The organism is Peribacillus sp. NPDC006672 (assembly GCF_050274955.1).
Classification (GTDB): domain Bacteria; phylum Bacillota; class Bacilli; order Bacillales; family DSM-1321; genus Peribacillus.
On record NZ_JBNNOR010000007.1, the window covers coordinates 81,566 to 103,129 of the forward strand.

The 21,564-nt window shown below is 40.3% G+C and carries 23 protein-coding genes, 1 pseudogene and 1 riboswitch; of the genes and pseudogenes, 3 read left to right on the forward strand and 21 right to left on the reverse strand.

Annotated features, from left to right (window positions below; all coding sequences use genetic code 11):
* From tenI to tenA, 5 genes are read right to left on the reverse strand one after another with little or no spacing between them, the layout of a single operon-like run.
* Positions 1-612, reverse strand: a complete 612-nt coding sequence (tenI, locus tag ACQKKK_RS13090) for a thiazole tautomerase TenI (RefSeq protein ID WP_427616580.1) — start codon at positions 610-612, stop codon at positions 1-3.
* A 40-nt stretch (positions 613-652) separates the two neighbouring features.
* Positions 653-1,429 carry an energy-coupling factor transporter transmembrane component T family protein gene (locus ACQKKK_RS13095; protein WP_427616581.1) on the reverse strand — a complete coding sequence of 259 codons (777 nt, stop codon included), beginning with the start codon at positions 1,427-1,429 and terminating at the stop codon, positions 653-655.
* On the reverse strand, positions 1,430-2,899 hold the full coding sequence (locus ACQKKK_RS13100) for an ABC transporter ATP-binding protein (RefSeq protein WP_427616582.1): 1,470 nt from the start codon (positions 2,897-2,899) through the stop codon (positions 1,430-1,432).
* A 12-nt stretch (positions 2,900-2,911) separates the two neighbouring features.
* Positions 2,912-3,496 (reverse strand): ECF transporter S component, encoded by a 585-nt coding sequence (locus ACQKKK_RS13105; RefSeq protein WP_427616583.1) that lies wholly within the window; start codon positions 3,494-3,496, stop codon positions 2,912-2,914.
* Positions 3,497-3,509: 13 nt separating this feature from the next.
* Complete coding sequence (tenA, locus tag ACQKKK_RS13110) at positions 3,510-4,193, reverse strand: thiaminase II (RefSeq protein ID WP_427616584.1); 684 nt, start codon at positions 4,191-4,193, stop codon at positions 3,510-3,512.
* Positions 4,194-4,328: 135 nt separating this feature from the next.
* Positions 4,329-4,457: riboswitch (TPP riboswitch) on the reverse strand.
* Positions 4,458-4,802: 345 nt separating this feature from the next.
* Here tenA and ACQKKK_RS13115 point away from each other — a divergent pair.
* The 3 genes from ACQKKK_RS13115 to ACQKKK_RS13125 all read left to right on the forward strand — a co-directional run bounded on the left by ACQKKK_RS13115 (position 4,803) and on the right by ACQKKK_RS13125 (position 6,798).
* Entirely contained in the window at positions 4,803-4,928 is a 126-nt protein-coding gene (locus tag ACQKKK_RS13115; protein WP_427616585.1) for a hypothetical protein, read from the forward strand.
* A gap of 87 nt (positions 4,929-5,015) precedes the next feature.
* On the forward strand, positions 5,016-6,056 hold the full coding sequence (locus tag ACQKKK_RS13120; RefSeq protein ID WP_427616586.1) for an IS1595 family transposase: 1,041 nt from the start codon (positions 5,016-5,018) through the stop codon (positions 6,054-6,056).
* Between the two features lie 16 nt (positions 6,057-6,072).
* Positions 6,073-6,798, forward strand: a complete 726-nt coding sequence (locus ACQKKK_RS13125; protein WP_427616587.1) for a HEAT repeat domain-containing protein — start codon at positions 6,073-6,075, stop codon at positions 6,796-6,798.
* A 162-nt stretch (positions 6,799-6,960) separates the two neighbouring features.
* Here the strand turns inward: ACQKKK_RS13125 and ACQKKK_RS13130 are convergent, their stop codons facing one another.
* The 16 genes and pseudogenes from ACQKKK_RS13130 to ACQKKK_RS13205 form a co-directional block, all read right to left on the reverse strand.
* Positions 6,961-8,322 carry an MFS transporter gene (locus ACQKKK_RS13130; protein WP_427616588.1) on the reverse strand — a complete coding sequence of 454 codons (1,362 nt, stop codon included), beginning with the start codon at positions 8,320-8,322 and terminating at the stop codon, positions 6,961-6,963.
* Positions 8,323-8,348: 26 nt separating this feature from the next.
* Positions 8,349-9,122: a 2-keto-4-pentenoate hydratase gene (locus ACQKKK_RS13135; protein WP_427616589.1), complete on the reverse strand. Its 774-nt coding sequence runs from the start codon at positions 9,120-9,122 to the stop codon at positions 8,349-8,351.
* On the reverse strand, positions 9,119-10,138 hold the full coding sequence (dmpG, locus tag ACQKKK_RS13140) for a 4-hydroxy-2-oxovalerate aldolase (protein ID WP_427616590.1): 1,020 nt from the start codon (positions 10,136-10,138) through the stop codon (positions 9,119-9,121). Before dmpG ends, ACQKKK_RS13135 begins: the two co-directional genes overlap by 4 nt.
* Before the next feature lie 33 nt (positions 10,139-10,171).
* Positions 10,172-11,053, reverse strand: a complete 882-nt coding sequence (locus tag ACQKKK_RS13145) for an acetaldehyde dehydrogenase (acetylating) (protein ID WP_427616591.1) — start codon at positions 11,051-11,053, stop codon at positions 10,172-10,174.
* Positions 11,054-11,069: 16 nt separating this feature from the next.
* The gene (locus ACQKKK_RS13150; RefSeq protein ID WP_427616592.1) at positions 11,070-11,852 is read right to left on the reverse strand and encodes a 2-keto-4-pentenoate hydratase; all 783 of its coding nucleotides are present in this window, start codon (positions 11,850-11,852) and stop codon (positions 11,070-11,072) included.
* Between the two features lie 17 nt (positions 11,853-11,869).
* On the reverse strand, positions 11,870-13,345 hold the full coding sequence (locus ACQKKK_RS13155; RefSeq protein ID WP_427616593.1) for an aldehyde dehydrogenase: 1,476 nt from the start codon (positions 13,343-13,345) through the stop codon (positions 11,870-11,872).
* A gap of 41 nt (positions 13,346-13,386) precedes the next feature.
* Entirely contained in the window at positions 13,387-13,848 is a 462-nt protein-coding gene (locus ACQKKK_RS13160; protein ID WP_427616594.1) for a RidA family protein, read from the reverse strand.
* Positions 13,832-14,857 (reverse strand): amidohydrolase family protein, encoded by a 1,026-nt coding sequence (locus ACQKKK_RS13165; RefSeq protein WP_427616595.1) that lies wholly within the window; start codon positions 14,855-14,857, stop codon positions 13,832-13,834. The genes ACQKKK_RS13160 and ACQKKK_RS13165 overlap by 17 nt, the downstream gene beginning before the upstream one ends.
* Entirely contained in the window at positions 14,842-15,402 is a 561-nt protein-coding gene (locus ACQKKK_RS13170; protein ID WP_427616596.1) for a 3-hydroxyanthranilate 3,4-dioxygenase, read from the reverse strand. Before ACQKKK_RS13170 ends, ACQKKK_RS13165 begins: the two co-directional genes overlap by 16 nt.
* A gap of 50 nt (positions 15,403-15,452) precedes the next feature.
* Complete coding sequence (locus ACQKKK_RS13175) at positions 15,453-16,202, reverse strand: IclR family transcriptional regulator (protein WP_427616597.1); 750 nt, start codon at positions 16,200-16,202, stop codon at positions 15,453-15,455.
* Between the two features lie 31 nt (positions 16,203-16,233).
* Positions 16,234-17,715, reverse strand: coding sequence for a 4-hydroxyphenylacetate 3-hydroxylase family protein (locus ACQKKK_RS13180; protein ID WP_427616598.1), 1,482 nt, complete (start codon positions 17,713-17,715; stop codon positions 16,234-16,236).
* Between the two features lie 11 nt (positions 17,716-17,726).
* Complete coding sequence (locus tag ACQKKK_RS13185) at positions 17,727-18,194, reverse strand: flavin reductase family protein (protein ID WP_427616599.1); 468 nt, start codon at positions 18,192-18,194, stop codon at positions 17,727-17,729.
* A gap of 379 nt (positions 18,195-18,573) precedes the next feature.
* Positions 18,574-18,771 carry a hypothetical protein gene (locus tag ACQKKK_RS13190; RefSeq protein WP_427616600.1) on the reverse strand — a complete coding sequence of 66 codons (198 nt, stop codon included), beginning with the start codon at positions 18,769-18,771 and terminating at the stop codon, positions 18,574-18,576.
* A 57-nt stretch (positions 18,772-18,828) separates the two neighbouring features.
* Positions 18,829-18,978: pseudogene (locus ACQKKK_RS13195) on the reverse strand (transposase); the annotation flags it as partial.
* 134 nt (positions 18,979-19,112) lie between these two features.
* Positions 19,113-19,382: a transposase gene (locus ACQKKK_RS13200; RefSeq protein WP_427616601.1), complete on the reverse strand. Its 270-nt coding sequence runs from the start codon at positions 19,380-19,382 to the stop codon at positions 19,113-19,115.
* Between the two features lie 179 nt (positions 19,383-19,561).
* The gene (locus ACQKKK_RS13205; RefSeq protein WP_427616770.1) at positions 19,562-21,493 is read right to left on the reverse strand and encodes a PhoX family protein; all 1,932 of its coding nucleotides are present in this window, start codon (positions 21,491-21,493) and stop codon (positions 19,562-19,564) included.
* Positions 21,494-21,564 lie beyond the last annotated feature (71 nt).

Sequence of the window (21,564 nt, forward strand, 5' to 3'; positions counted from 1 at the left end):
TTATGTCTCCTTTCCTAAAGACTTCGAATATTCTTTAACGGCTCTAACCGGATTTTCCGCTTCAAGCACACCTGACATGACCGCAATTCCTTGTGCCCCAGCATCCCGTACGATTTGGCAATTGGAGGGTGTTATTCCACCTATTGCAATAATCGGAATATTGACATTTTTTGTGATTGCACGAAGCTCCTCAACTCCCTTAGGAGGAAGGCCGCGTTTTGAATTCGTTTCAAAAACATGTCCATAGATCGCGTATTTGGCCCCGTTACGGAAAGCGGCTTTTGCTTCATCCATGGAATGGATCGAACAGCCAACATTCATCCCTGGAAATGCTCTTTTTACGACTCCTGCATCTAAACTATGAAATGCCAATTGCACACCAAATACTTTCTGCACCCAGGCAACATCCACCCTGTCATTAATAATGATCTTAGACAGCGGAATCTTATTATCATGTAAAAGGGTCACTGCTCGATAAAGTTCTGATGCATTCATATTTTTTTCCCTTAGATAGAAGAAATCAACATGTTCCTGAATGTTTGAAGCGATTTCTACGAACCTTTCAATTGGCTGTTTCCCAGTAGAAATAATATGCAATTCTTGTGCATTCATACTAAGAACCCCTAACTAGTAAACTTGCAATCTCATAAAATCAAATAGGTAGTAAAGGGAAATGAACCGATAGATAAAACCCTGCCAACAGCAGGATGATAAAATACAGAATGAATCCATGGTCTTTTATTGAAAACCCAAATTCATAATAGTATGTTCGATCCCGAGTGTCTGTAAATCGCTTCGCCTCCATCGCAATCGCGATTCGGTGAGCACGTCTGATGCTTCCGGATAACAATGGGATGGAATAGGCTTTCATTTTAAAATATACCGATCTGATCCCTTTTCCCTTTTCGTAACCGCGTACCTTCATCGCGTTTTGAATTGTTTGGAACTCCTCCATCATGATGGGGATGAGCCTTAAAGCCGCCATGAAACTATAAGCATATTTCGGTTTAAGCTTAACTTGCTGCATTAATGAATAAAACAAGTTTACAGGTCTCGTCGTCAAGGAAAAAGTTAAACCAAGTGCCGCAAAAAACAAAGCCCGAAAGCCTACCAGTAACCCCCTTATGAAACTTTCTTCCGTAATCGATATAAGACCCCACTTAAACCAAAGTGTCTCACCTTTACCGAATAAAATCATTGCTAGAGAAGTGGATATAAAAATGAAACAAAAAGGAATTGACAAAAGTAAGATGCGTTTCATCGAATGTCCTGTAAAACACAAAAATAAGAGTAAAACACCAATGGTCACATTCATCATATAATTCAGATCATGAATGAATAATGCCACAATGCATAAAACAAGCAATGCGCATAGTTTAAGGCTTGGATTAACCTTATGGAGCCATGTTTCTGCACTTGAAACATTCATCTACATGACACTCCTTTTACCTTTGGTCTCCAAAAATCCGGTTTGCGCGATGTTTTCATCACTTATTACGTTTCCGTCTTTAACCGTCCAGATCCTGGTTGCAAAGTTTCTTGAAATATGATCGTCATGAGTTACCATGATCACTGTTATTCCTCGCCTTCGATATTCCTCAAACCATTCCAGTAATGCAAAGGTATTTTTCGAATCTTGGCCAAAGGTAGGCTCATCCAAGAGAATGATTTTTTTGTCTATAACGATAGAGGCAGCTACACTTAAACGACGCTTTTGACCCATTGATAATTGAAACGGGTGTTTATCCCGATGTGCCTCTAGGCGGAACACTTCAAGCAATGATTGAACTCTCTCCCTTATTTCTTGTTGTGGCCTTTTTCCAATTCGCAATGAATAAGCAATCTCTTCATATACTGAATTTGCAACGAACTGAAACTCAGGATTTTGAAAGACAAACGTCATATGTTCGGTTAGATTTTTCACTTTTTTAATAGGGGCTCCCATTAATTCATACGTACCATTCGTTTTTATGAACTGCATCAGTGCATGCAAAAGAGTACTCTTCCCCGCGCCATTTTCTCCCCTGATTACAATCCATTCCCCTGAATGGACCTCCAGCTCTTCAACCTTGATTTTCTCTTCTTTTTTCCGAAAACCGCTAAAAACTTGGACATGCATACGGGGGACACCGCCACTAAATTGGTGTTCACGAATGGGTTTATTGTCATGGATATATTCATCCCAAACACCAGGGAACCAAATTCCATGTTCTTTCATTTCATTTTTATATAGTGAAAGGATGGTGTCTTTTGGACCATCAGCTATGATTTGACCCTCATCATTAAAAAGTACGATTCGTTCGATGAATTCTAAAACATGGTCAATTTTATGTTCCACGATAATCACCGTCTTGTCTCGTCCGACGTCCTTCAACAAGTCCCAGATTTCTTTCGTTCCTTCCGGATCAAGCATAGCGGTTGGTTCATCTAAAAATATCACTTCCGGTTCAAGGGCCAATACTGAAGCAATTGCCAGACGCTGTTTCATCCCGCCTGATAATATATCTATACTTGTATGGATATCCTTTAGGTTCAATCCAACTTGACGGATATGATGACGGATCCTCTCTTTCATTTCTTGTTTAGGGACGGAAAGGTTCTCAAGGACGAAAGCAATTTCCTCATCGGCAAATGGCATGCAAAACTGACTATCAGGGTCTTGAAAAACATATCCCCATGAGGAAGGGCATATCAATTCTTCCGCTTTCATCGGGACTTCGATGGAATTCGGAATCAATCCGCTTAACACTTGCAAAAGAGTCGACTTACCACATCCTGATGGTCCCAACAATAGAACTTTTTCACCTTTATCAATCGAGACGGATAGGTCCTTGAAAATCAATGACTCATCACCTGGAAATTTCATTCTTAACTTCTCAACAGAAACGATTGGTTCCATGGCCATCACCCTCTACTTTAGGTCCAGTTCTTCATAATCTTTGCTTGAAACCGGACGAACAAGATTAGTTACTCCTGTTGCTTCCAGAACTTTAACTAGATAATAAGCGGTTACACCTGCAAAGAATATAGAACCCAAGAACCTCGCTATCATGAATAACGATAAATTCCAAAGGGAGAGAGCACCTATTTCCCCGTAGGCAAAATCCATTAGTACTGATGCAAGGCAGGAAGCTATCGCAGCTAAAACGGCCACCGACATATTGAATGTTTTATATCTGAACGCCATGAATACCAGTTCAGCGAACAAACCTTGGACCACCCCATATAAGAGTACAGTCAGCCCCCATGGTGAACCCAGAAAGAATTCACCTGAAGCTGCAGCTATCTCTGCCAGAAGTGCCACACCCGGTTTCCGTAAAATCAAAAAGGCGACGGGGCCAGCTATAAACCACATTCCATAAATAAGTTGATCTAGATGTAATCCTAATGGTTTAAAGGAATAATAAATCGAACCCCAAAGGATATAAACGATTCCAAATGCTACGGAAATCACGATCGTGACTAATATATCCGTTAATTTCAATCCTTTTTTCATGTTTCAATCTCCTTTATACTTCTAGTGTTTCCTTATGCACAGGCCATGTCTCTAAACGATAAGCCATTTCCCAAAATGAGTATTCATATTGGCTGCTAAGGATAAAATGCTCCTTCATTCTTTCCTTATCTTCATCTGTTACCTTTTCAGCAATCTCATCAAGCCTCGCAATTTGTTCTTCAACCAACGAGCGGAACCACTCTCCACCGTAAGCCGCTATCCATTCTTGATAAATCGGCTCTTCCGGTTTACACTCTTGCAGCTTTTCGCCTATTTCATAATACAGCCAATAACATGGCAAGATAGCCGCAATAACATCACCTAAATGTCCAGAATATGCCGCACGATACATATGGGAAGTATAAGCATAGGCAGTCGGGGCAGGTTTGAAATTTTCCCTTTCTTCTTTGGTGATGCCTAATCTCTCAGAAAAATTTTCATGAAGCTTCAACTCCGCTTCATATGTTCCTTGTGCGTGGCCGGCAAGTCTGCTTGTTGTATGTAAATCTGTAGCTTTGACTGCTCCTAAAGCTTGAACTCTAGCAAAATGAGATAAATAATAGGCATCCTGCATGACATAAAAACGAAAACACTCTAATGGCAATGTGCCATCTCCTATTCCTGCAACAAACGGGTGATTAAAGCTAGCCTCCCAAATATGATCAACTTCCTGGCGGATTTCATCTGAAAACTTCATTTCCATTACCTCCAAATTCTATTTTTCTATGAATGATACGGGATAAAGCCTTTTATCACCCCTTTTTTTGCAAATAAAAAACCACTTTCTTTAACGTAAAGAAAGTGGTTGTACTTGAAATAATACAGAAACGTATTGTCCCAGACCCCACTTCCCTACGCTGGTATAAACCAGATCAGGTTCTAAGGGTCTTAAAGTCATACTTTAATCTCAGCTTCTCAGGTAAAATCAGCTTTTACCTATAAAGCACCCCTAGTGGTACAAATTGTATATATATTTCATTTGCCTTTATATTAACACGATAAATCCAATTGTCAAACGTATTAGATAAGTTTTCATCCTAATGCTTAAAGGCTACTAGCCTTTCAATCTTGCGAATGTCCTTCAAATGCTTTGACCAAAGGGAGTTCATTTCGTAGATTACTCTTGAATTCGACGATTTTACTTCTGATTTTGATATTTACTCGTGAGTTTGAGTGATTTACTCGTGAATTCAGCCACTTTACTCGTGAGTTTGAGTGTTTTACTCGTGAATTCGACGATTTTACTTCTAAGTTTGATGTTTACTCGTGAATTCGACGATTTTACTTCTAAGTTTGATGTTTACTCGTGAATTCAGCCACTTTACTCGTGAGTTTGAGTGTTTTACTCGTGAGTTCAGCCACTTTACTCGTGAGTTTGAGTGTTTTACTCGTGAGTTCAGCCACTTTACTCGTGAATTCTTTTATTTTCTAGGATATGTTAATTAACTCTGTTGATATTTGATTAAACCGAACAAATGTTCTATAATAAATAAAAGAACGTTTGTTCGGATGGCTTTAAATGACGTTAAGAGAATTAATAGCAGAAATAAAAAAATTAAATTCAGCAGAACAACATAGATTAAAAGAATTTTTTATCAGTTCTCTTGCGTCATTTTCAGCAAGTGAACCTGTATTTCAAGAAGTAACTGAACGAAAAAATAAAGATGGCTACACTTGTGTGCATTGTGACTCTAAACGAGTTGTGCGTTTCGGTAAGTATATGGTAAAACTCGGTCTTAAAGAGATTGAACGGCAAAGATACCGCTGTAAAAATTGCCGAAAAACTTTTACAGATGTAACCTCAACACCCCTATACCGTACTCATAAGCCTGATAAATGGTTGGATTTTATTAAATGTATGTTGGAAGGCTATTCCCTTCGTAAATCAGCAGATCTTATTGGTGAAGTTCATTATGTTACTTTGTTCTATTGGAGACACAAAGTATTGTCTGCTTTAAAACAAATGGACTTCAACACATTTTCAGGGATTGTAGAGATGGATGAAACATATTTTTTGTACTCTGAAAAGGGGAAAAGAAATATTGAAGGTCGTAAACCTCGAAAACGTGGTGGTTCTTCAAGGTTTCGGGGCATTAGTCACGAACAAATTTGTGTTTTAATCGCAAGAGACCGCCAAAAAGCAACGTTTTCAGGTGTACTTGGTAGAGGTCGAATTGTGAAAACTCAATTAGATAAGGCTATCGGCTCTAAATTATCATCAGGTAATACCCTATGTACCGATGCTTGGAGGGCTTTTTCTGCGTATGCAAAAAGCAAAGGATTGGAGCATTACCGTTTTAAGTCAGATGGAACAGAATTAAAGGGGCTTTATCATATCCAAAATGTAAATAACTATCACAGCCGTCTAAAAGGTTGGATGCAACGATTTAATGGTGTGGCTACAAAATACCTCGAGCATTATTTGAGTTGGTTTCAATTCTTAGATATTGTTAAACACCGAAGTGACAATGTATCTAGTAGCAGAATGATTGTCGAAAGTTGTTTATTCTCAATTAATACAACCTACGATAGTCTTAGAACATCACTTTTTACCGATTGATACGAGGGGGAATAAAATGAAAAGTTCTGATTCTCAGTTAAAAAGTCGTGGGAAGATTACAAGCAAAGATTTACAACAATATAGCAATCATACACAAATTGAACTATTGGAAATGCTTAAATTCAAAGAAGCATATAAAAGAACTATCGCTGTGAACATATTATCAGAGAAATATGATTTGACCGATGACTTGATTCGTTTGTTTCTTCATACTCTTAAACAAGAGAAAAAACTCTATACAAAGATTGAATTATGTGACGCACTATCACAAGGTGATGTGCAGTCTGCAAAGATTATGGTCGAATATTTAGGACAGATAGGCAATAATCAATATACAGTATTACCTACTAATGGTTTCAATAAGAGAAGTTATCCTTTACCGAGGGATATTATCGCTCGGACTTTAGCTCATATGAAAGAAGAGATTCTACCAGTTTTAACGGATGTACTAAAGACAAATAATATTCCTGCAATTAGGGAAGTTATTGATGCAATAGGTTTCATTTGTTTCTATAACAAAATACATTCTAATACTCAAATTATTGATGCACTTATTCTGTGTTTAAGGAACAATTTCAACAATAACATTATCCGATGGAAATTGGTCAGAGCATTTGAAAGTTTTAATGACATCAATGTCATTAAAACTCTTATGGAACTAGCACAAAACGATAGTCAATTGGTTATAAGAAATGAAGCGAAGAGGTCACTTAAAATTATTAATAACCGTACTAATAGTTAAAAATGACTTATCAAGATAATAAGTCATTTTTTATCGTAATTATCAACATTATAATTTAACAAAGCCATTTTCTAAAAAAATGGCCTATATGTCAGGGAACAGTCTGCATGACTGTCACCTGACATATAGGCCATCTACTACCGAAGAAAGTATAATATTAATTTAAACATTCGATGTTGCTTTTAGTTTAATATTTTCCTCCATCTGTGGTTTATCATAGCTACCATACCTCTCTTTCACAACCAGTAACGCCAAGGCAGCCATTATGCTCGGAACTGTGAAGGCCATAAATGCATTTTGTGGCGAATAGTTTGCAGCCAGCAATAAACCTATTAATGTAGGGGCAACAATTGCTCCAATTCTACCAAACGCCAAGGCCCAACCTATCCCGGTGGTCCTTATCTCCCGTGGGTAATACTCGGAAATATACGTATTGGCCAAATTCATCGTACCCACTGTACAGGCACCTCCAAAAGCGATTAAAATATATAATGCTACTACATTTGAAGTTAATCCTAATATTACAAAGCAGACCGTACCAATGGCACAGAGGGATAAAAGTACTCTTCTATGGCCAATTTTCCCAACTAAGTACCCTCCGATTATCGATCCGCCAATTTGTCCTATCCCCGATATAAGATTGAAAGATAAACTGGATGTAAGTCCGTATCCGGACTGCTGCATGATTTTAGGTAACCATGTATTGAGCCCGTAAACCATAAGTAAACAATTAAAGGCAGCTACCCAAAATGCAAATGTACTAAGAGTACGCTTATCTTCAAAGAGTTTCTTGACTGGAAAGCCCTTTGCCCTTTCTTGGACTTTAGCAAACTCATAATCGTCCGAGTCTTTATAGTCGCCGTCTGGATCAATGCGGTTCAGAATTCCGGCAAGCTTTACACCTTGTTTTCGAATAACATAATAGGAAAGCGATTCAGGAAATTGCTTCATGAAGAATGGTAGTGCCAGCAAGGGAAGCGCCCCTATCCAATATAAAACCCTCCAACTCATTTGTTCCATCACATACATTCCAATTAAAGAAGCCAGTATGCTTCCAATGGAATATCCACAGTACATAGAGGTTACAATGAGCACCTTGTTCTTTTTGGGTGAGTATTCCGCCATTAAGGAGATAACGTTTGGCATTAATCCTCCCATTCCCAAGGCTGCTATAAATCGCATAATCGAGAAAAAGGCAGGATTCGGGGCAAAACTTGAAAGTAATGTAAAAACACTGAATATACTGATACAAATTGCAAGCACTTTTTTTCTCCCCATTTTATCCGCCAGTGGTGCAAAAATGAGGGCCCCTACCATCATTCCGAACAATGAATAACTTGCTATTCCGCCAGCTTCGACTGGCGTTAAGTTCCATTCTTCCATCATCAAAGGTAAACCCACTCCGTACATTGCTATATCAAATCCATCGAAGGTAATTGCGAACAAACACCACATAAAGACCATTAAATGAAAACGGCCAAATTTACTATTACCCACCACTTCTGAAGCATTTACTTCTCGCAATTAATTCCCTCCTCTTTCCCTTCGGTTCACGTTATAACATGTAAAGTCAGTTTCCCTAATTCACCGTAATCAGCTATAACTTCATCGTTTGCCTTTATGGGAATGGCATCTGTGATCCCGCCCACTAAAACAATCATTCCAGCCTGTATGGAAAGTCCTTCACGGCTAATCATTTTTACAAGTTCCACAATCGAATGAATCGGATGATCCAGTACAGCTTCTCCAAGACCCTTCTTTTGCATTTCACCATTTTGATAAAGCGTAACTTCTGCTTGGGCCCAGTCCGTGTGATACGGTGAAAAAGCTTGATTGCTAAGCAAAATTTTGGCTGAGGATGCATTATCCGCTACTACATCTGTAAGTGTAAAGGAAAAATTTTTATAACGACTGTCAATAACTTCCATCGCAAGAAATACACATTCTACAGCCGGCCAGACATCTTTCGCCGTTATATTTGCACCTTTCAGTTCGTCTTTGAACATAAACGCAAATTCGGGTTCCACTCTCGGATGAATGAATTCTCCAACTTTTAATACTGGTTTAGTTAGTTCCATGGCAGATGTTAACCTTCCATAGATGGCTTCCTCTACCCCTACTTGCTGTTGTTTGGCTTTGCTCGTCAAGCCCATCTTCCACCCGATGAATCTGTTATCATCAGTAAGCGACTCATTAATGCTCAACTTCTGAATTTCATATGCTTGATTTACTGTTAACTCAGGATTGGATAATGTAAGCTTATCCATTTCACGACCTTTTTTTTGCGATTCGGCTACCCGTTTGGCTAGTTGAACTAGTTTCATCTTAAAGTCCCCTCCTTCTGCAGCGCCATTTGCTCAGCTACTTCAATTATGGTATCTTCCTGACCACCAACCACTTTTTGTCGACCAAGCTCCATCAAAATATCACGGGCGTCAACTCCATACTTTTTCGCCGCTTTATTTGCATGCAATAGAAAGCTGGAGTACACGCCACTATAACCCATGATTAAACTCGAGTCTGTTATTTCCTGGGGCTTGGGCATGATTGTAGTTCCCACTTCCTCCGAAAGATCAAGCATTTTATATAAGTCAATCTCGGTACGGATACCCATCCTATCCAGAACGGCAACAAGGACTTCTGTCTGGGTATTACCAGCACCTGCACCGAGACAGCGGATGCTGCCATCGATTCTATTCGCCCCTTCTTCAATTGCCACAAGTGAATTTGCCACAGCGAGCGATAAGTTATTATGAGCATGAAAACCAATATCGATATTCAGCTTTGATTTTAATAACCGGATCCGCGTCTTCACATCTTTGGGCAAAAAAGCTCCTGCGGAATCAACAACATACACAGCATCCGCTCCATAGGATTCCATTAAAACGGCTTGCTCAAGAAGTTTTTCCGGTGATGCCATGTGAGACATCATTAAAAACCCGATTGCTTCCATGCCGAGATGTTTCGCAGCTTCCAGATGTTGCTTTGAGACATCCGCTTCCGTTATGTGGGTTGCAATCCGTGCCATTTTTGCACCAACGTGAGCGGCTTCTCTTAATTGATCGATTGTCCCTATGCCTGGGATTAAAAGTACTGATATAACCGATTGGCCTGCAGCTTCAACAGCGGCTTCCACCAATTCAATATCATTCACTTTAGAAATACCATATTGTAAGGATGATCCGCCTAGGCCATCCCCATGCGACACTTCAATATAAGGGACACCTGCAGCACTAAGTTTCCCAGTCATGTTCTTTACTTGATCGATTGTATATTGATGTGCCACTACGTGGCTCCCATCCCGCAATGCAACCTCAGTCACCAATACATCTTTACGCAAATGAACCCCACCTTTAAGTTCCGATTACCTTCTTCAAACATAGTGTTCGAATTGGCTTTTAGCGATTTCTTCCCCTACTTTTACAGCTGAAGCCGTCATTATATCCAAATTACCTGCATATACGGGAAGAAAATCTCCTAACCCTTTCACTTCCAGAAGGACTGTTATTTGTTTCCCTTCAAATATCGGCTCTGTCTTAAGACGGTATCCTGGAACATATTCAGATACTTTTTCCGCCATCTTATTTATGGACGTTGTTATTGCTTTTACATCATAGGACTCTGATTGAAGCAGACAATGAATGGTATCCCTCATAATGAGTGGCGGTTCGGCCGGATTTAGCAGAATGATCGCTTTTCCTTTTTTCGCTCCGCCTACCTTTTCTAGTGCCCTTGCCGTCGTTTGGGTAAACTCATCAATATTAGCCCGAGTTCCGGGACCGGCACTCTTGCTGGAAATTGTCGCGATTATTTCGGCGTATTCGACCTGTGTCACTTGACTGATTGCATGAACGATAGGGATTGTCGCCTGACCACCGCATGTAATCATGTTCACAACCGCCTCATTCAAATTTTCTTTTAAATTCACGGAAGGGACGATAAACGGTCCGATTGCGGCAGGCGTCAAGTCTATCAGCTTCTTGTTCATCTTTTTCAGGGCTTCGCAGTGAAAAACATGCGCCTTCGCAGATGTGGCATCGAATAAAATGTCTGCAAGCTCCGGCCTTTCCAAAAAACCATCCATGCCATTTGCGATGACATGATGTCCATGCATCCTAGCCTTCTTCAAACCCTCTGATTCCGTGTCGATACCAATCATTACCGACATTTCGAGAACATCCGACCGATGAATTTTCATCATTAAGTCCGTGCCGATATTCCCTGATCCAATAATGCCCACTTTTAGTTTTTTCAAGGCCGCTGGGCTCCTTTCACTCAAAATTAACCGAGACCTTTCCAAGTTTTTCTCCAAAGTCTGCAGAAAAACGGTCACCCGGTTTCGCTTCGATTGCTGCGGATAATGCACCGGATAATATTACTTCCCCAGCATTCAATGAACCTTTAAACCCATGTAGTTTATTCGCGAGCCAGGCTACGCACGTTGCTGGATTTCCAAGTACTGCATCACCTGTCCCTTGGTTAATGAGTTCGCCATTTTTATATAGGTCCATTTGAATAGAAGGAAGGTCGATATCAATCAAATGAGTTTTGCGATCTCCCAGAATGTATAAACCCGATGATGCATTATCCGCCACAGTGTCAGGGAGTTTAATCTCCCAGTCCATCACACGGCTATCAACGACTTCGATCGAAGCAACTACATAATCAGTGGCTTCGATTACATCATCAACCGTAATATTGGGACCGTGCAGATCCTTCTTTAAAATAAAAGCCACTTCTGCCTCCACTTTGGGTTGGATTAACCGGCATCTAGGAATATATCCATTATTTTGTACTTTCATCCCATCAAGTAAATGTCCGTAATCTGGTTCATTTACTCCAAGAACCTGTTGCATAGCCTTTGAAGTCAAGCCTATTTTCTTTCCCGATACTTCAAGACCGGACTGGATTTTCCTTCGAATGGTTTCAAGCTGAATTCGGTAGGCATCCTCCACATCCAAATCTGGAATTTCACTGGTGGGGGCCGATATTCCCATTCCTGTTCTTTCCGCTTTCAAAAACTTTGCAGACCACTCAGCTAAACTAACGTTCATGATGCTTTCCTCCTTCCTTATAATTTAATCGTGACGTTAGACAATTCGCTGTAAAACTCGAAACTATGTGCCCCACCTTCACGACCGATGCCACTGTGCTTCATGCCTCCAAAAGGTGTGCGCAAATCACGCAAATACCAGGTATTCACCCAAATAATGCCCGCTTCAATTTTAGCAGCGACACGATGCGCTCTTCTTAAATCATTGGTCCAGATAGTTGCCCCCAGTCCGTAATGAGTGTCATTTGCCTGTTCTAGTACCTCTTCTTCCGTTTCGAAAGGCATGACCGTTACAACAGGACCAAAGATTTCCTCCCGTACGCAACGGGATTCACGCGCAACTCCGGCAATAATTGTCGGTTCAATGAAAAACCCTTTTTCAAACTGTCCGGCCCTTTTTCCCCCAGTTAATATTTTCGCTCCTTCTTCTTTCGCCAGATCAATGTAACTCATCACTTTTTTATAATGTTCTTTTCCTATTACAGCTCCTACTTCCGTTTCGGAATCAAACGGATCCCCAACTTTTAAATTTTTTGTTTGCGCGACCATCTTTTCAAGGAATTCATCATACAAACCTTGCTGAACGTAGATCCTTGATCCACATAAACAAACTTCACCTTGGTTCATGAAGCTTGATTTCAATGTCGTTTCGATCACTTCATCGAGATTCGAGTCTGCAAACACAATATTCGGATTTTTCCCGCCCAGTTCAAATGAAATTTTTTTCAATGTAGGCGCCGCAGCTTTCATAATCGATGTTCCCGTTTTAGTTTCCCCTGTAAATGTTATCGCATCGACATCCGGATGTTCGCTTAGAGCAGCTCCAGCTGAATTTACACCATATCCATGCACAAGGTTGACAACCCCGTCCGGAACTCCGGCTTCCTTACAAATTTCCATCAATTTTGTCGCTGTCATCGGTGTCAGTTCTGCTGGTTTCATAACCGCAGTATTGCCAGCTGCCAAACATGGTGCCAACTTCCATGTCAACAATAACAATGGTAAGTTCCAAGGATTAATCATCCCTACCACCCCTACGGGTCGTCTAATCGAATAATGAAGTGCAATGTTGTTCTGATTATAGGATTCATTACCAAGTGTAGTGATATAATCAGCAAAAAAGTGGAAATTATGAGCTGCACGCTTGATGTCCATTTCCAGTGCAAGGCTATACGGTTTCCCTGTATCGAGGGTTTCCAACATGGTCAGTTCTTCTTTCTTTTCTAAAATGAGCTCGCCGATTCGCCTTAGTACCGCGGAGCGTTCATTATCGGTAAAAGATTTCCAAGGACCTTTTAGCGCATGCCTTGCTGCAGAAACAGCTTGATTCACCTCCTCTTTTCCTCCTTCAGCAACCCATCCAAGTTTTTCTTCCGTTGCGGGATTGATATTGTCAAAAGTCTTAGATTGATTTGGATTCAGGAATTCTCCGTTAATGAAATGCCGGCAATCCATTGATTTAACTGTATTTATACTATCTTTTGCTGCTTGCATGAAACATCCCTCTCTCTTTATTGAGATAATGGCAAAAGGTCTTAATCTTGTATTTCCACAATCATTTCAATTTCAATTGCAGTATTATTTGGAAGCTGGGCCATTCCCACCGCTGACCGAGCATGTCTTCCCCTCTCTCCAAACACGTTAACAAGCAGGTCTGATGCGCCATTCAAAACTTTGGGCTGTCCTGTGAAATTTTGGGCTGAATTAACCATGCCGAGAATTTTGACTATCTTCTTCACTCTGGATAGTTCTCCAAGCTCAGCCTTCAGCACCCGCAGAAGATTAATCATGGACTGCCTCGCTGCCTGATACCCTTCTTCTACTGTCAGCTCTTTGCCAAGCTTGCCGTGAAAATCATCAACACCTTGTCCGGATGTGAAAATCAAATTTCCCACCCGTACGTGGCTGACGTAGTTGCCGACCGCTTCCCTTGGCGGCTCAAGCATGATTCCAAGTTCCTCAAGAACTTGTTCCGGTGCTTTAGTCTGTTTTTCCATGCTTCTCCCCTCGCGATTCCAAATTTAAAAACCTCAATGCATTTTTCCCAAGAAGATTCGCTTTCACTTCATCTGAAAGATTTAGAGCGTCATCAATTACTTTACCTGGAGGCTTTTCTCTTAATAAAAATGGATAGTCGGAACCCATCAGCACTTTCTTATATCCAAAACGGTCAACCAGATACTGAATATTCCGGATATCATAGTTCAGGGAATCGAAATAAAACTTTTGTGCATAATGGCTTGGTGGCATTGAGGTTTTTCTTAAATCAGGCCATACTTCCCATCCCCGATCAATCCGCGGTAAAATATATGGGAATGAGCCACCGCCATGAGCAAAACAGAGTTTCAGATCCGGGAACTTTTCCATGACGCCACTCCATACAATGCTTGCTGCCGCCAGTGCCGTTTCACTCGGCATCGCGATTGTATACATAAGGTTATGCCGTTCCGTTCGGTCTTTTGCCATAGTCTCCCAAGGGTGTACAAACAGTGGGACATTCCATTTTTCAGCCATCTGGAAGAATTCTAATAAAACAGGTGAATCTAGATTCTCACCGTTTACGTTTGTACCGATCTCAATACCCGCCAAACCAAGTTCAAATTTACAGCGTTCCATTTCGCCAATTGCCACTTTCAAATCCTGAAGCGGAACAGTCCCGAGACCGATGAACCTGTCAGGATGCCTGTTCACAGTCTCAGCAATAAAATCATTCTGGAACTGAGACATGTATAGCGCCTGGTCTATTGGCGCCCAGTATGAAAATGTCACTGGCACCGGTGACAGCACCTGCATATCGACTCCTTCGCCATCCATATCTTGAATGCGTTTTTCCGGGTCCCATACCTGGTCAGTCACGTTCCTGAACAGTTTCCCGCTTACCATGATATCCGCCCCGCATGAACATTTCTGCTCTAACACCGGCCAGCGTCCCTGACCAAATTTTCCGGTTAAGTCCGGTAGATCCAACGGCAGAATATGAGTATGAAAATCTATTCGCATTTCCAAGCCTCAACGTTTTCTGACATAACATGACCGCATTCATGACAAGTGCGAAGTTCCTTACTTCCGTTGAAAGCCTCAATGGCCTCTTTCACCTGAACCTCAATATTCGTCAATTGAATAGTAACTTTGTGCATCTCATGATTACATTTCCCACAGAACCAAACAAAATCTTCAAGCTCATCTATTGCACGTTTGCGCTCTATAACAATGCCGTAAGTATCCGATACCCGGTGAGGGGAATGAGGTACATCAGCTGGCAGCATGAACATTTCCCCCTCTTTCACCTCCACTACTTCACGCTCGCCCTTTTGGTTGATGCATTCTACATAGCAGGAGCCTTTTATCTGATAAAATAACTCATCTGAAGGGTCTACATGAAAATCACGCCGGTAATTCGGGCCACCCAGAAGCATGACAATGAATTCGGAATCTTCCCAAAGCACTTTGTTATTAACAGGCGGCTTCAAGAAATTCTTATTGTCTTCAATTACTTTCATTAGATTTAATGATCTAGCCTGTAATTTTAAAGATTGAGCATATCCCTTCATAAATAAACTACCTCCCGTTTTCGCTTTCATTTTCATAATGGCGCGAAAATTCACGCTAACGACATATAACCAACCTGTTTTGAAATCATTTGTGCCGACCGAATCACAGACTGAATAATATTCGTCTTCTCTCTCCCAATCATATAATTTCGATCTCCGACAAGGTTAAGTGCTGCAATAACTTGACCATTGTAGGATTTAATGGGAGCAGCAACCCCATATAACCCAAAATCATTTTCATCATCACTGATCGCAAATCCCTGTTTGCGGATGACCGTTAATTCTTCATTCAATTGGTTAATGCAAGTAATCGTATTTGTTGAGTGCTTCAAAAGCCCTTTTGCAAGCGTAGGCTGAATAAAGGATGGGTTAAAGGCAAGTAATATTTTCCCGCTGCTCGTACAATACGCTGGTTTTCTTGCTCCTATATATGTGGTCATATGCTCTGCATGAGGGGACGACATTTTCATCACAAACCTGACTTCGCCTTCGTGAAACATCCCAATATGAGAATTCCCTCTAAATTGCAGGACAAGATTGCTTAAAATAGGTCCTGCTTCATAATGAATATCCTGCTGATACATGACTTTACTGCTCCACTCAAGTAACTTCCACCCAAGCCGGTATTTTCGATCTTTGCCCTGGATCAGCATCCCTTCCTTACACATCGTTTTCACGAGATGATGTGATGAGCTTGGACTCATATTCAATTTTTCAGCAATTTCCTTATTTCCAAGTGAGGGTTCTTCATTTGTGAATAAATCAAGTATCTTTATTACCTTCTCAATGGACGAAATCATGACGCCCCCCCTCCCTATTCAACTATTAAAATTACTGGTTGACCGCATCGATAGCTACTTGCATCGGTTTGTTAAGCACTTCATCTACCATGGTGAATTTATTGTTTTTCTTATATTTATTATAAAAAATAGCTCTTTTCCGAACTGGATCACCCGTGTAATAGCGCTCGTATTGAAGGAGGCGCTGCCCAAATGCTTCCCCGCATAAATCCCAGGCAAGTTTAAACACCCGTACGCGTTCTTCCGCTGAAACTCCGCTTCGTCCTCCGTAATATTTATCAATATCACAGCGCAATTCCGGATTATCAAAGTCGGCCCCTGTCGGTGACATCAACAGCCCGCCAGCTCCAATGGTCTGGATAACCTCTATGGCACGGGGATACATCTCTGGAAGGAAACCACGAATCGATTCCAATGCATCCGGATTTGGCCGGGCCTCACCGTAGTCATTAATCGTGTACTCATATTCCGCTACCCGAAGCAGTGAACGGATGACTTCGACGGATTGAACAAGTTCACCCAAATCACGCTGGACATGCAGGAACCCATCAACACCGATTGAGTCTGCCACTTTACAAGCAACTTCAACGGCAAATGCCAGTTTAATGTATCCACGTACGCCTGATTGGTGTGCAGGCTGTTCAGCGATTCCTGTCATTGGATACAAGCGGTTTGCCGCCTCTACATTGTTGTATAAGAAGACTCGATTCCAAGGAACCAATACATCATTAAATACAAGCAGGGCATCCATTTCCTCATAGCGTGAGGCCAGTGGATGGTCAAACATCGAGCGTGTTCCGTCCTGCATTGGTTCCCGGCAGATTATGCGCAGTCCCGGTGTATCGATCGGCAGCGCAAATGCTACCGCATGACGCTCATCTCCTGGTGTGAATCCCGGGAAAGAATAGATAATCACTTCATCAGTAATGGGAGCCAGGGTTGCTAACATTTTTGCACCGCGGACAAGTATTCCTTCTTCTTTTTCCTCAACGGTCCCCAAGTGTGTATATGTTTCTTTTTGCTCATGAGATTCCTTACTTCGATCATTTTGAGGATTAATGATTGCATGCGTCAGGAATAAATCATTGTCACGAATATAGGTATAATAATCCTTGATGTTCTTAGACCAGTCTTTGTTGTATTTATCAAGGAACCAGGAATTATGTGCCATGGAAGTGACTACAACATTTAAAAAGTCAGGCGTTCTCCCCATAAGTCCATATGTCATCCTGGCATACACTTCAAATAACTTACTTCTTTTTTGCAGGTCATCTGAAGTCTTCGGGAATAAAAAAGCATTATTAACACGTTCTCCGGTTTCTTTACAAATGTGGGTGATTTCATCTTGATATTCCGGATCATGTTGAATGTCATACAACTTCGCAATTTCTTGTATCGGCTGTTTAAAAATTGGTTCATTATAAATATCCTCAACCACTCTTCCACCAAGCCAAACTTCTGGCTTTCTGGATTTAATCCTATTAATATATTCTTCGCCGGTTTTAATGCCCATAAGAATCCCCCTTATTTTACGAGTTGTTTAGCAGACCCCATTTTCCCTTGATAAAAAGTAAGCGCTTCCAAATCTTCGAAATGTAATTCCTGGATTTCACCGATGAACAAAACATGATCACCCGCATCATATTCTTTCCATGGTTTGCATTCCATCCAGGCGACACTTCCTTTTATTTTTGGCGAAATCCCCTTGTTATCCCAGTCAATTTCAAATGCTTCCCGTTTATTGCCTGCAAATTGCCATGCAATGGATTCTTGTTCATCCGACAAAATATTAATGGTAAATGATTTATCTTTCATGCTATTGCAGGCTTTTGCTTCTTTATGAATTGACACTAAAGCAAGCGGGGGATCCAAGGAAACAGAGGTGAATGAATTCACAGTAATGCCATTTTGAACTTTCCCATCAAACCAGCTCACTATCGTAACTCCGGTTGGGAATTTACCAAAGCAATTTCTTAACTCGCGCCCATCCATCTTTTCACCTCCTACTCTTTGATTATGAATTCATTATATTAAACTTAAAAATAAAAAAAATCCTATAATTTCATAATGTGGAATTATAGGATCTTTTTGTAAAAATATTTTTATTATTTATCATAGGTTCTTAAAAATTCACTATTGCTAACTATTGACGTGAAAACTTTGTAATGTTGATATTAATTAGTATTCTTCCGAATCTTGTTATAAATCTAACTACACCTGTAATATTTAGTAACTTATTTATATTTTCGTATCATCTATTGAAACATAAAAAACCCCGAATAAGGGGGCTGTTGACAAAATGGGGAAGAGCTTTTGCTCCTTCCCCATTTTGATTTTTATCGTTAATTGCTTGTTTATTTATTATTCTTCTTCATATCTTTGTAGCTAGTTCATTACTTTTATCATTCGTTTTAAGTTTAAGGCCAACGTTTGCTCTTTTCTCCTGCAGTTCTTTTTCAAGCTTCTCAGCCTCTTCTTCAAGAGTATTTAAATACTGGGAAGGAGTCTTCTCAACCTTTTTCACCTGATTTTTAGAAGCACTGGCTTTTATATGGGTAGAATCTGTCACAATGGTTTCCCCAGTGACCAATCCTTTTTCAATGCATAGTGAAACAATGTGATCGAAGATTTCTTGGAATACGGCACTGTCTTTGAACCGTCTTCGAAGATTTTGACTAAAAGTAGAGTGGTCGGGAATTCGATCAGTTAGATCAAGTCCTAAAAACCATCGATATTCAATCCTTTTACTCGTGAATTTCTGCTCTTTACTCGTAATTTCACGCCATTAACCGCGAGTTTAGTCATTTATTCGTGAATTTATGCCTTTTACTCGTGAATTCAAGCCTTTTACTCGTGAGTTTACGCCTTTTACTCGTGAGTTTACGCTCTTTACTCGTGAATTCACCCCTTTTACTCGTGAACAAGATTTAAATGAACCTCCTGTTCAAGTTCGCGTTCTGAGTCAATATTAAAAAGATAGCCGATAAGCAACATCTTGAAAAGGAGGACGGGGTCCAAAGACTTCCGGCCCCGTTTCGAATAAAAACTTTCCATTTTAACGTATATAAAAGAGAAGTCAATTCTCTCCAATATTAAGCGGAGAATATGATTAGCAGGAACAAAATCGTTTAAATCAATAAACTCCATTTTGCTTTGGTACTCATCATTGCGTCTCATCATAGAAATCCCTCCAATAAAAAACCTGCATAGAATAAATTCTATACAGGTTTAAGAAATTCCTATTAGATTGTCAACAGCCCCATAAGGAACACTTTTTTATGTGTATCCGTTATCCGGGGTATAGTTCAAAAAGGTAGGCTCCGTTTTATAAACATGGGCTGATTTATTTCTATTAAAATTTATTTCCTTTTATCTTCCTTGCCGTGGTGGTCTTTGTGATCTTTACTATCTTGTACGCCCGATTTTGAAACAAGAGATGGAAGTCCAGAGATATACCCTACACCGCCAGTTTTATTAATACCAATTTCTTTATCAATAGCTTTTGTAAGCTCATCTTTATTCACAGCAGTAATGTCCTTCGTATCTAATTCATCACCAGGATGCTGGAAGTTACTCATGATGTAAGAGAAGCCGTTACGGTCATCTGCTGCAAATAAACCAGTTGATTCAGCACCGGCTGGAGTAGATAACACACGTGATAACTTTTTAGTGTCGAGATTATAAGCCCATACAAAGTTATTTGTGTGCTTGCTAGTGTCTTCACCAATGAAAAGTGTTCTCATCGCTTCGGAATAACTCAAGTTATCCGGACCTGCTACTTTATCGACGTTAGCAGTGTTTCCATAAGAATCCGCAACTGGAAGGTCTTCACCTACTAGCAATCCAGACATGGATGACGCTACATAGTCACTTGCAATACTCTTGCCACTGTTATCCTTTTGGCCTGGTTTTAAATCCAGCTGGTATGTTACACCTGATTTACTTTTTGGCAACTGAATATCATCTACTGGATCTTTTCCAGTTTTATCTTTTTCCATCCCACCGCTTAAATCTGAAACAGCCAAATATACTTTTTTGTCTTTCTCGTTTAATGTGATACCTTCCATCTTATTAAATTCTGAAGTAGCTCCTATATACGCTGCGTAGCGGCGAGACTCAAGGAACGCGGCTGCTTTTTCCTTCCCAGGTTTAAGTTTCAAGTATTCTACTTTGCCACCGGCTGAATATTGTTTAACTGCTTTAAAGCCTTCTTTTGGTGTTTCAGAGGTTTCAAAAATATCGCTGAACTTGATACCTTTGTCGATTAAATGCTTAACTTCATTATCAGTAGAATGTCCAAGTTTAATCCATTCAAGGTTACCAGAACCACCGTTTTCAACACCTGTTTGGTGGAATTTAGCTGCGTATAATGTACCGGCAGATAGGTTTGCTGCTTTATCTGCTACATACATAAACATTGTGGTGTTGGAACCATCATCTCCAAAGAATGCAGTTCTGTTATCAGGCATCATTTTCATGACTTCATGAGAGAATCGGCCCGCACTGTAATGCTTCTCAACTTTTGTTTTTCCATCTTTCTTCACATGGATTTCAGGGATATATCCATAGAAATAAGGGTTAGCTTTTGACTTATCACCAAAGTATAGCTGTGCAAAGCTTTCAGTCCAGGTTCTTGCACTTGAAGCAGGGTCAGTTTCAAAACTGCGTGCATCAGGTTCATACTCTTCAGATCCTAAATGTGTGTTCCATGGGGAGGTAGACCCATTACATGGAATCCAAAGTCCGTTCACATCTGAGAAGTCGATTTTCTTTACTTCCTTGGGTTGAAGCTCCCCTGTTTTCGAATCTTGCCCCAAATGTGTTAAGGACATGGAAGCTGGTACCAGGCCATACGCTGATTTTCCAGCTGCATCAATAGTGTCATATTCATAATGTGTTACCATGTATAGTTGGCCCTTAATTGGGTTTAATAAGCTGTTAGAATCCGGAGCATCCGAAACAAAATATTGTGGATCTCCAGGAATACTATTATCTACAATAGGATTACCGTTAACGTCAATCGGTGTACCTGCCGCAACTTTTTCACCTTTTACAGTAGCTACTTTATCCTCGGATTTGAATAACCTTTTATATGATAAAGGGAATGTTTTTATCTTTCCATCACTATATTTCACTTCCACAGATGCATTTGTGTATGTCTTAACCATCTGTTCAATAGTAGTTGGAGCAGCCATATTATTAAATTTAACTGCATCAATTTTGACATCATCTGTAGTAGCAGCTGCTGCAGGCATTATTGCTGGTATAGTTAATGCAAGTGCGAGTGCCATTGCAGTTCTTTTCTTAGAAAAAAGATTTTTACTCAAAATTAAACATCTCCTTGCTATCGTTTTATTACTCT

Bases quoted from the DNA above. Each gene is read 5' to 3' on its own strand.
- tenA (WP_427616584.1), bottom strand. From the start codon at position 4,193: ATGAAGTTTTCAGATGAAATCCGCCAGGAAGTTGATCATATTTGGGAG.
- ACQKKK_RS13175 (WP_427616597.1), bottom strand. From the start codon at position 16,202: ATGATTTCGTCCATTGAGAAGGTAATAAAGATACTTGATTTATTCACA.
- ACQKKK_RS13180 (WP_427616598.1), bottom strand. From the start codon at position 17,715: ATGGGCATTAAAACCGGCGAAGAATATATTAATAGGATTAAATCCAGA.
- ACQKKK_RS13160 (WP_427616594.1), bottom strand. From the start codon at position 13,848: ATGGAAAAACAGACTAAAGCACCGGAACAAGTTCTTGAGGAACTTGGA.
- ACQKKK_RS13095 (WP_427616581.1), bottom strand. From the start codon at position 1,429: ATGAATGTTTCAAGTGCAGAAACATGGCTCCATAAGGTTAATCCAAGC.
- ACQKKK_RS13185 (WP_427616599.1), bottom strand. From the start codon at position 18,194: ATGGATGGGCGCGAGTTAAGAAATTGCTTTGGTAAATTCCCAACCGGA.
- ACQKKK_RS13205 (WP_427616770.1), bottom strand. From the start codon at position 21,493: ATGGCACTCGCACTTGCATTAACTATACCAGCAATAATGCCTGCAGCA.
- ACQKKK_RS13135 (WP_427616589.1), bottom strand. From the start codon at position 9,122: ATGAAACTAGTTCAACTAGCCAAACGGGTAGCCGAATCGCAAAAAAAA.
- ACQKKK_RS13125 (WP_427616587.1), top strand. From the start codon at position 6,073: ATGAAAAGTTCTGATTCTCAGTTAAAAAGTCGTGGGAAGATTACAAGC.
- ACQKKK_RS13120 (WP_427616586.1), top strand. From the start codon at position 5,016: ATGACGTTAAGAGAATTAATAGCAGAAATAAAAAAATTAAATTCAGCA.
- ACQKKK_RS13150 (WP_427616592.1), bottom strand. From the start codon at position 11,852: ATGAACGTTAGTTTAGCTGAGTGGTCTGCAAAGTTTTTGAAAGCGGAA.
- ACQKKK_RS13105 (WP_427616583.1), bottom strand. From the start codon at position 3,496: ATGAAAAAAGGATTGAAATTAACGGATATATTAGTCACGATCGTGATT.
- tenI (WP_427616580.1), bottom strand. From the start codon at position 612: ATGAATGCACAAGAATTGCATATTATTTCTACTGGGAAACAGCCAATT.
- ACQKKK_RS13200 (WP_427616601.1), bottom strand. From the start codon at position 19,382: ATGATGAGACGCAATGATGAGTACCAAAGCAAAATGGAGTTTATTGAT.
- ACQKKK_RS13100 (WP_427616582.1), bottom strand. From the start codon at position 2,899: ATGGAACCAATCGTTTCTGTTGAGAAGTTAAGAATGAAATTTCCAGGT.
- ACQKKK_RS13170 (WP_427616596.1), bottom strand. From the start codon at position 15,402: ATGAAGGGATATGCTCAATCTTTAAAATTACAGGCTAGATCATTAAAT.
- ACQKKK_RS13155 (WP_427616593.1), bottom strand. From the start codon at position 13,345: ATGCAAGCAGCAAAAGATAGTATAAATACAGTTAAATCAATGGATTGC.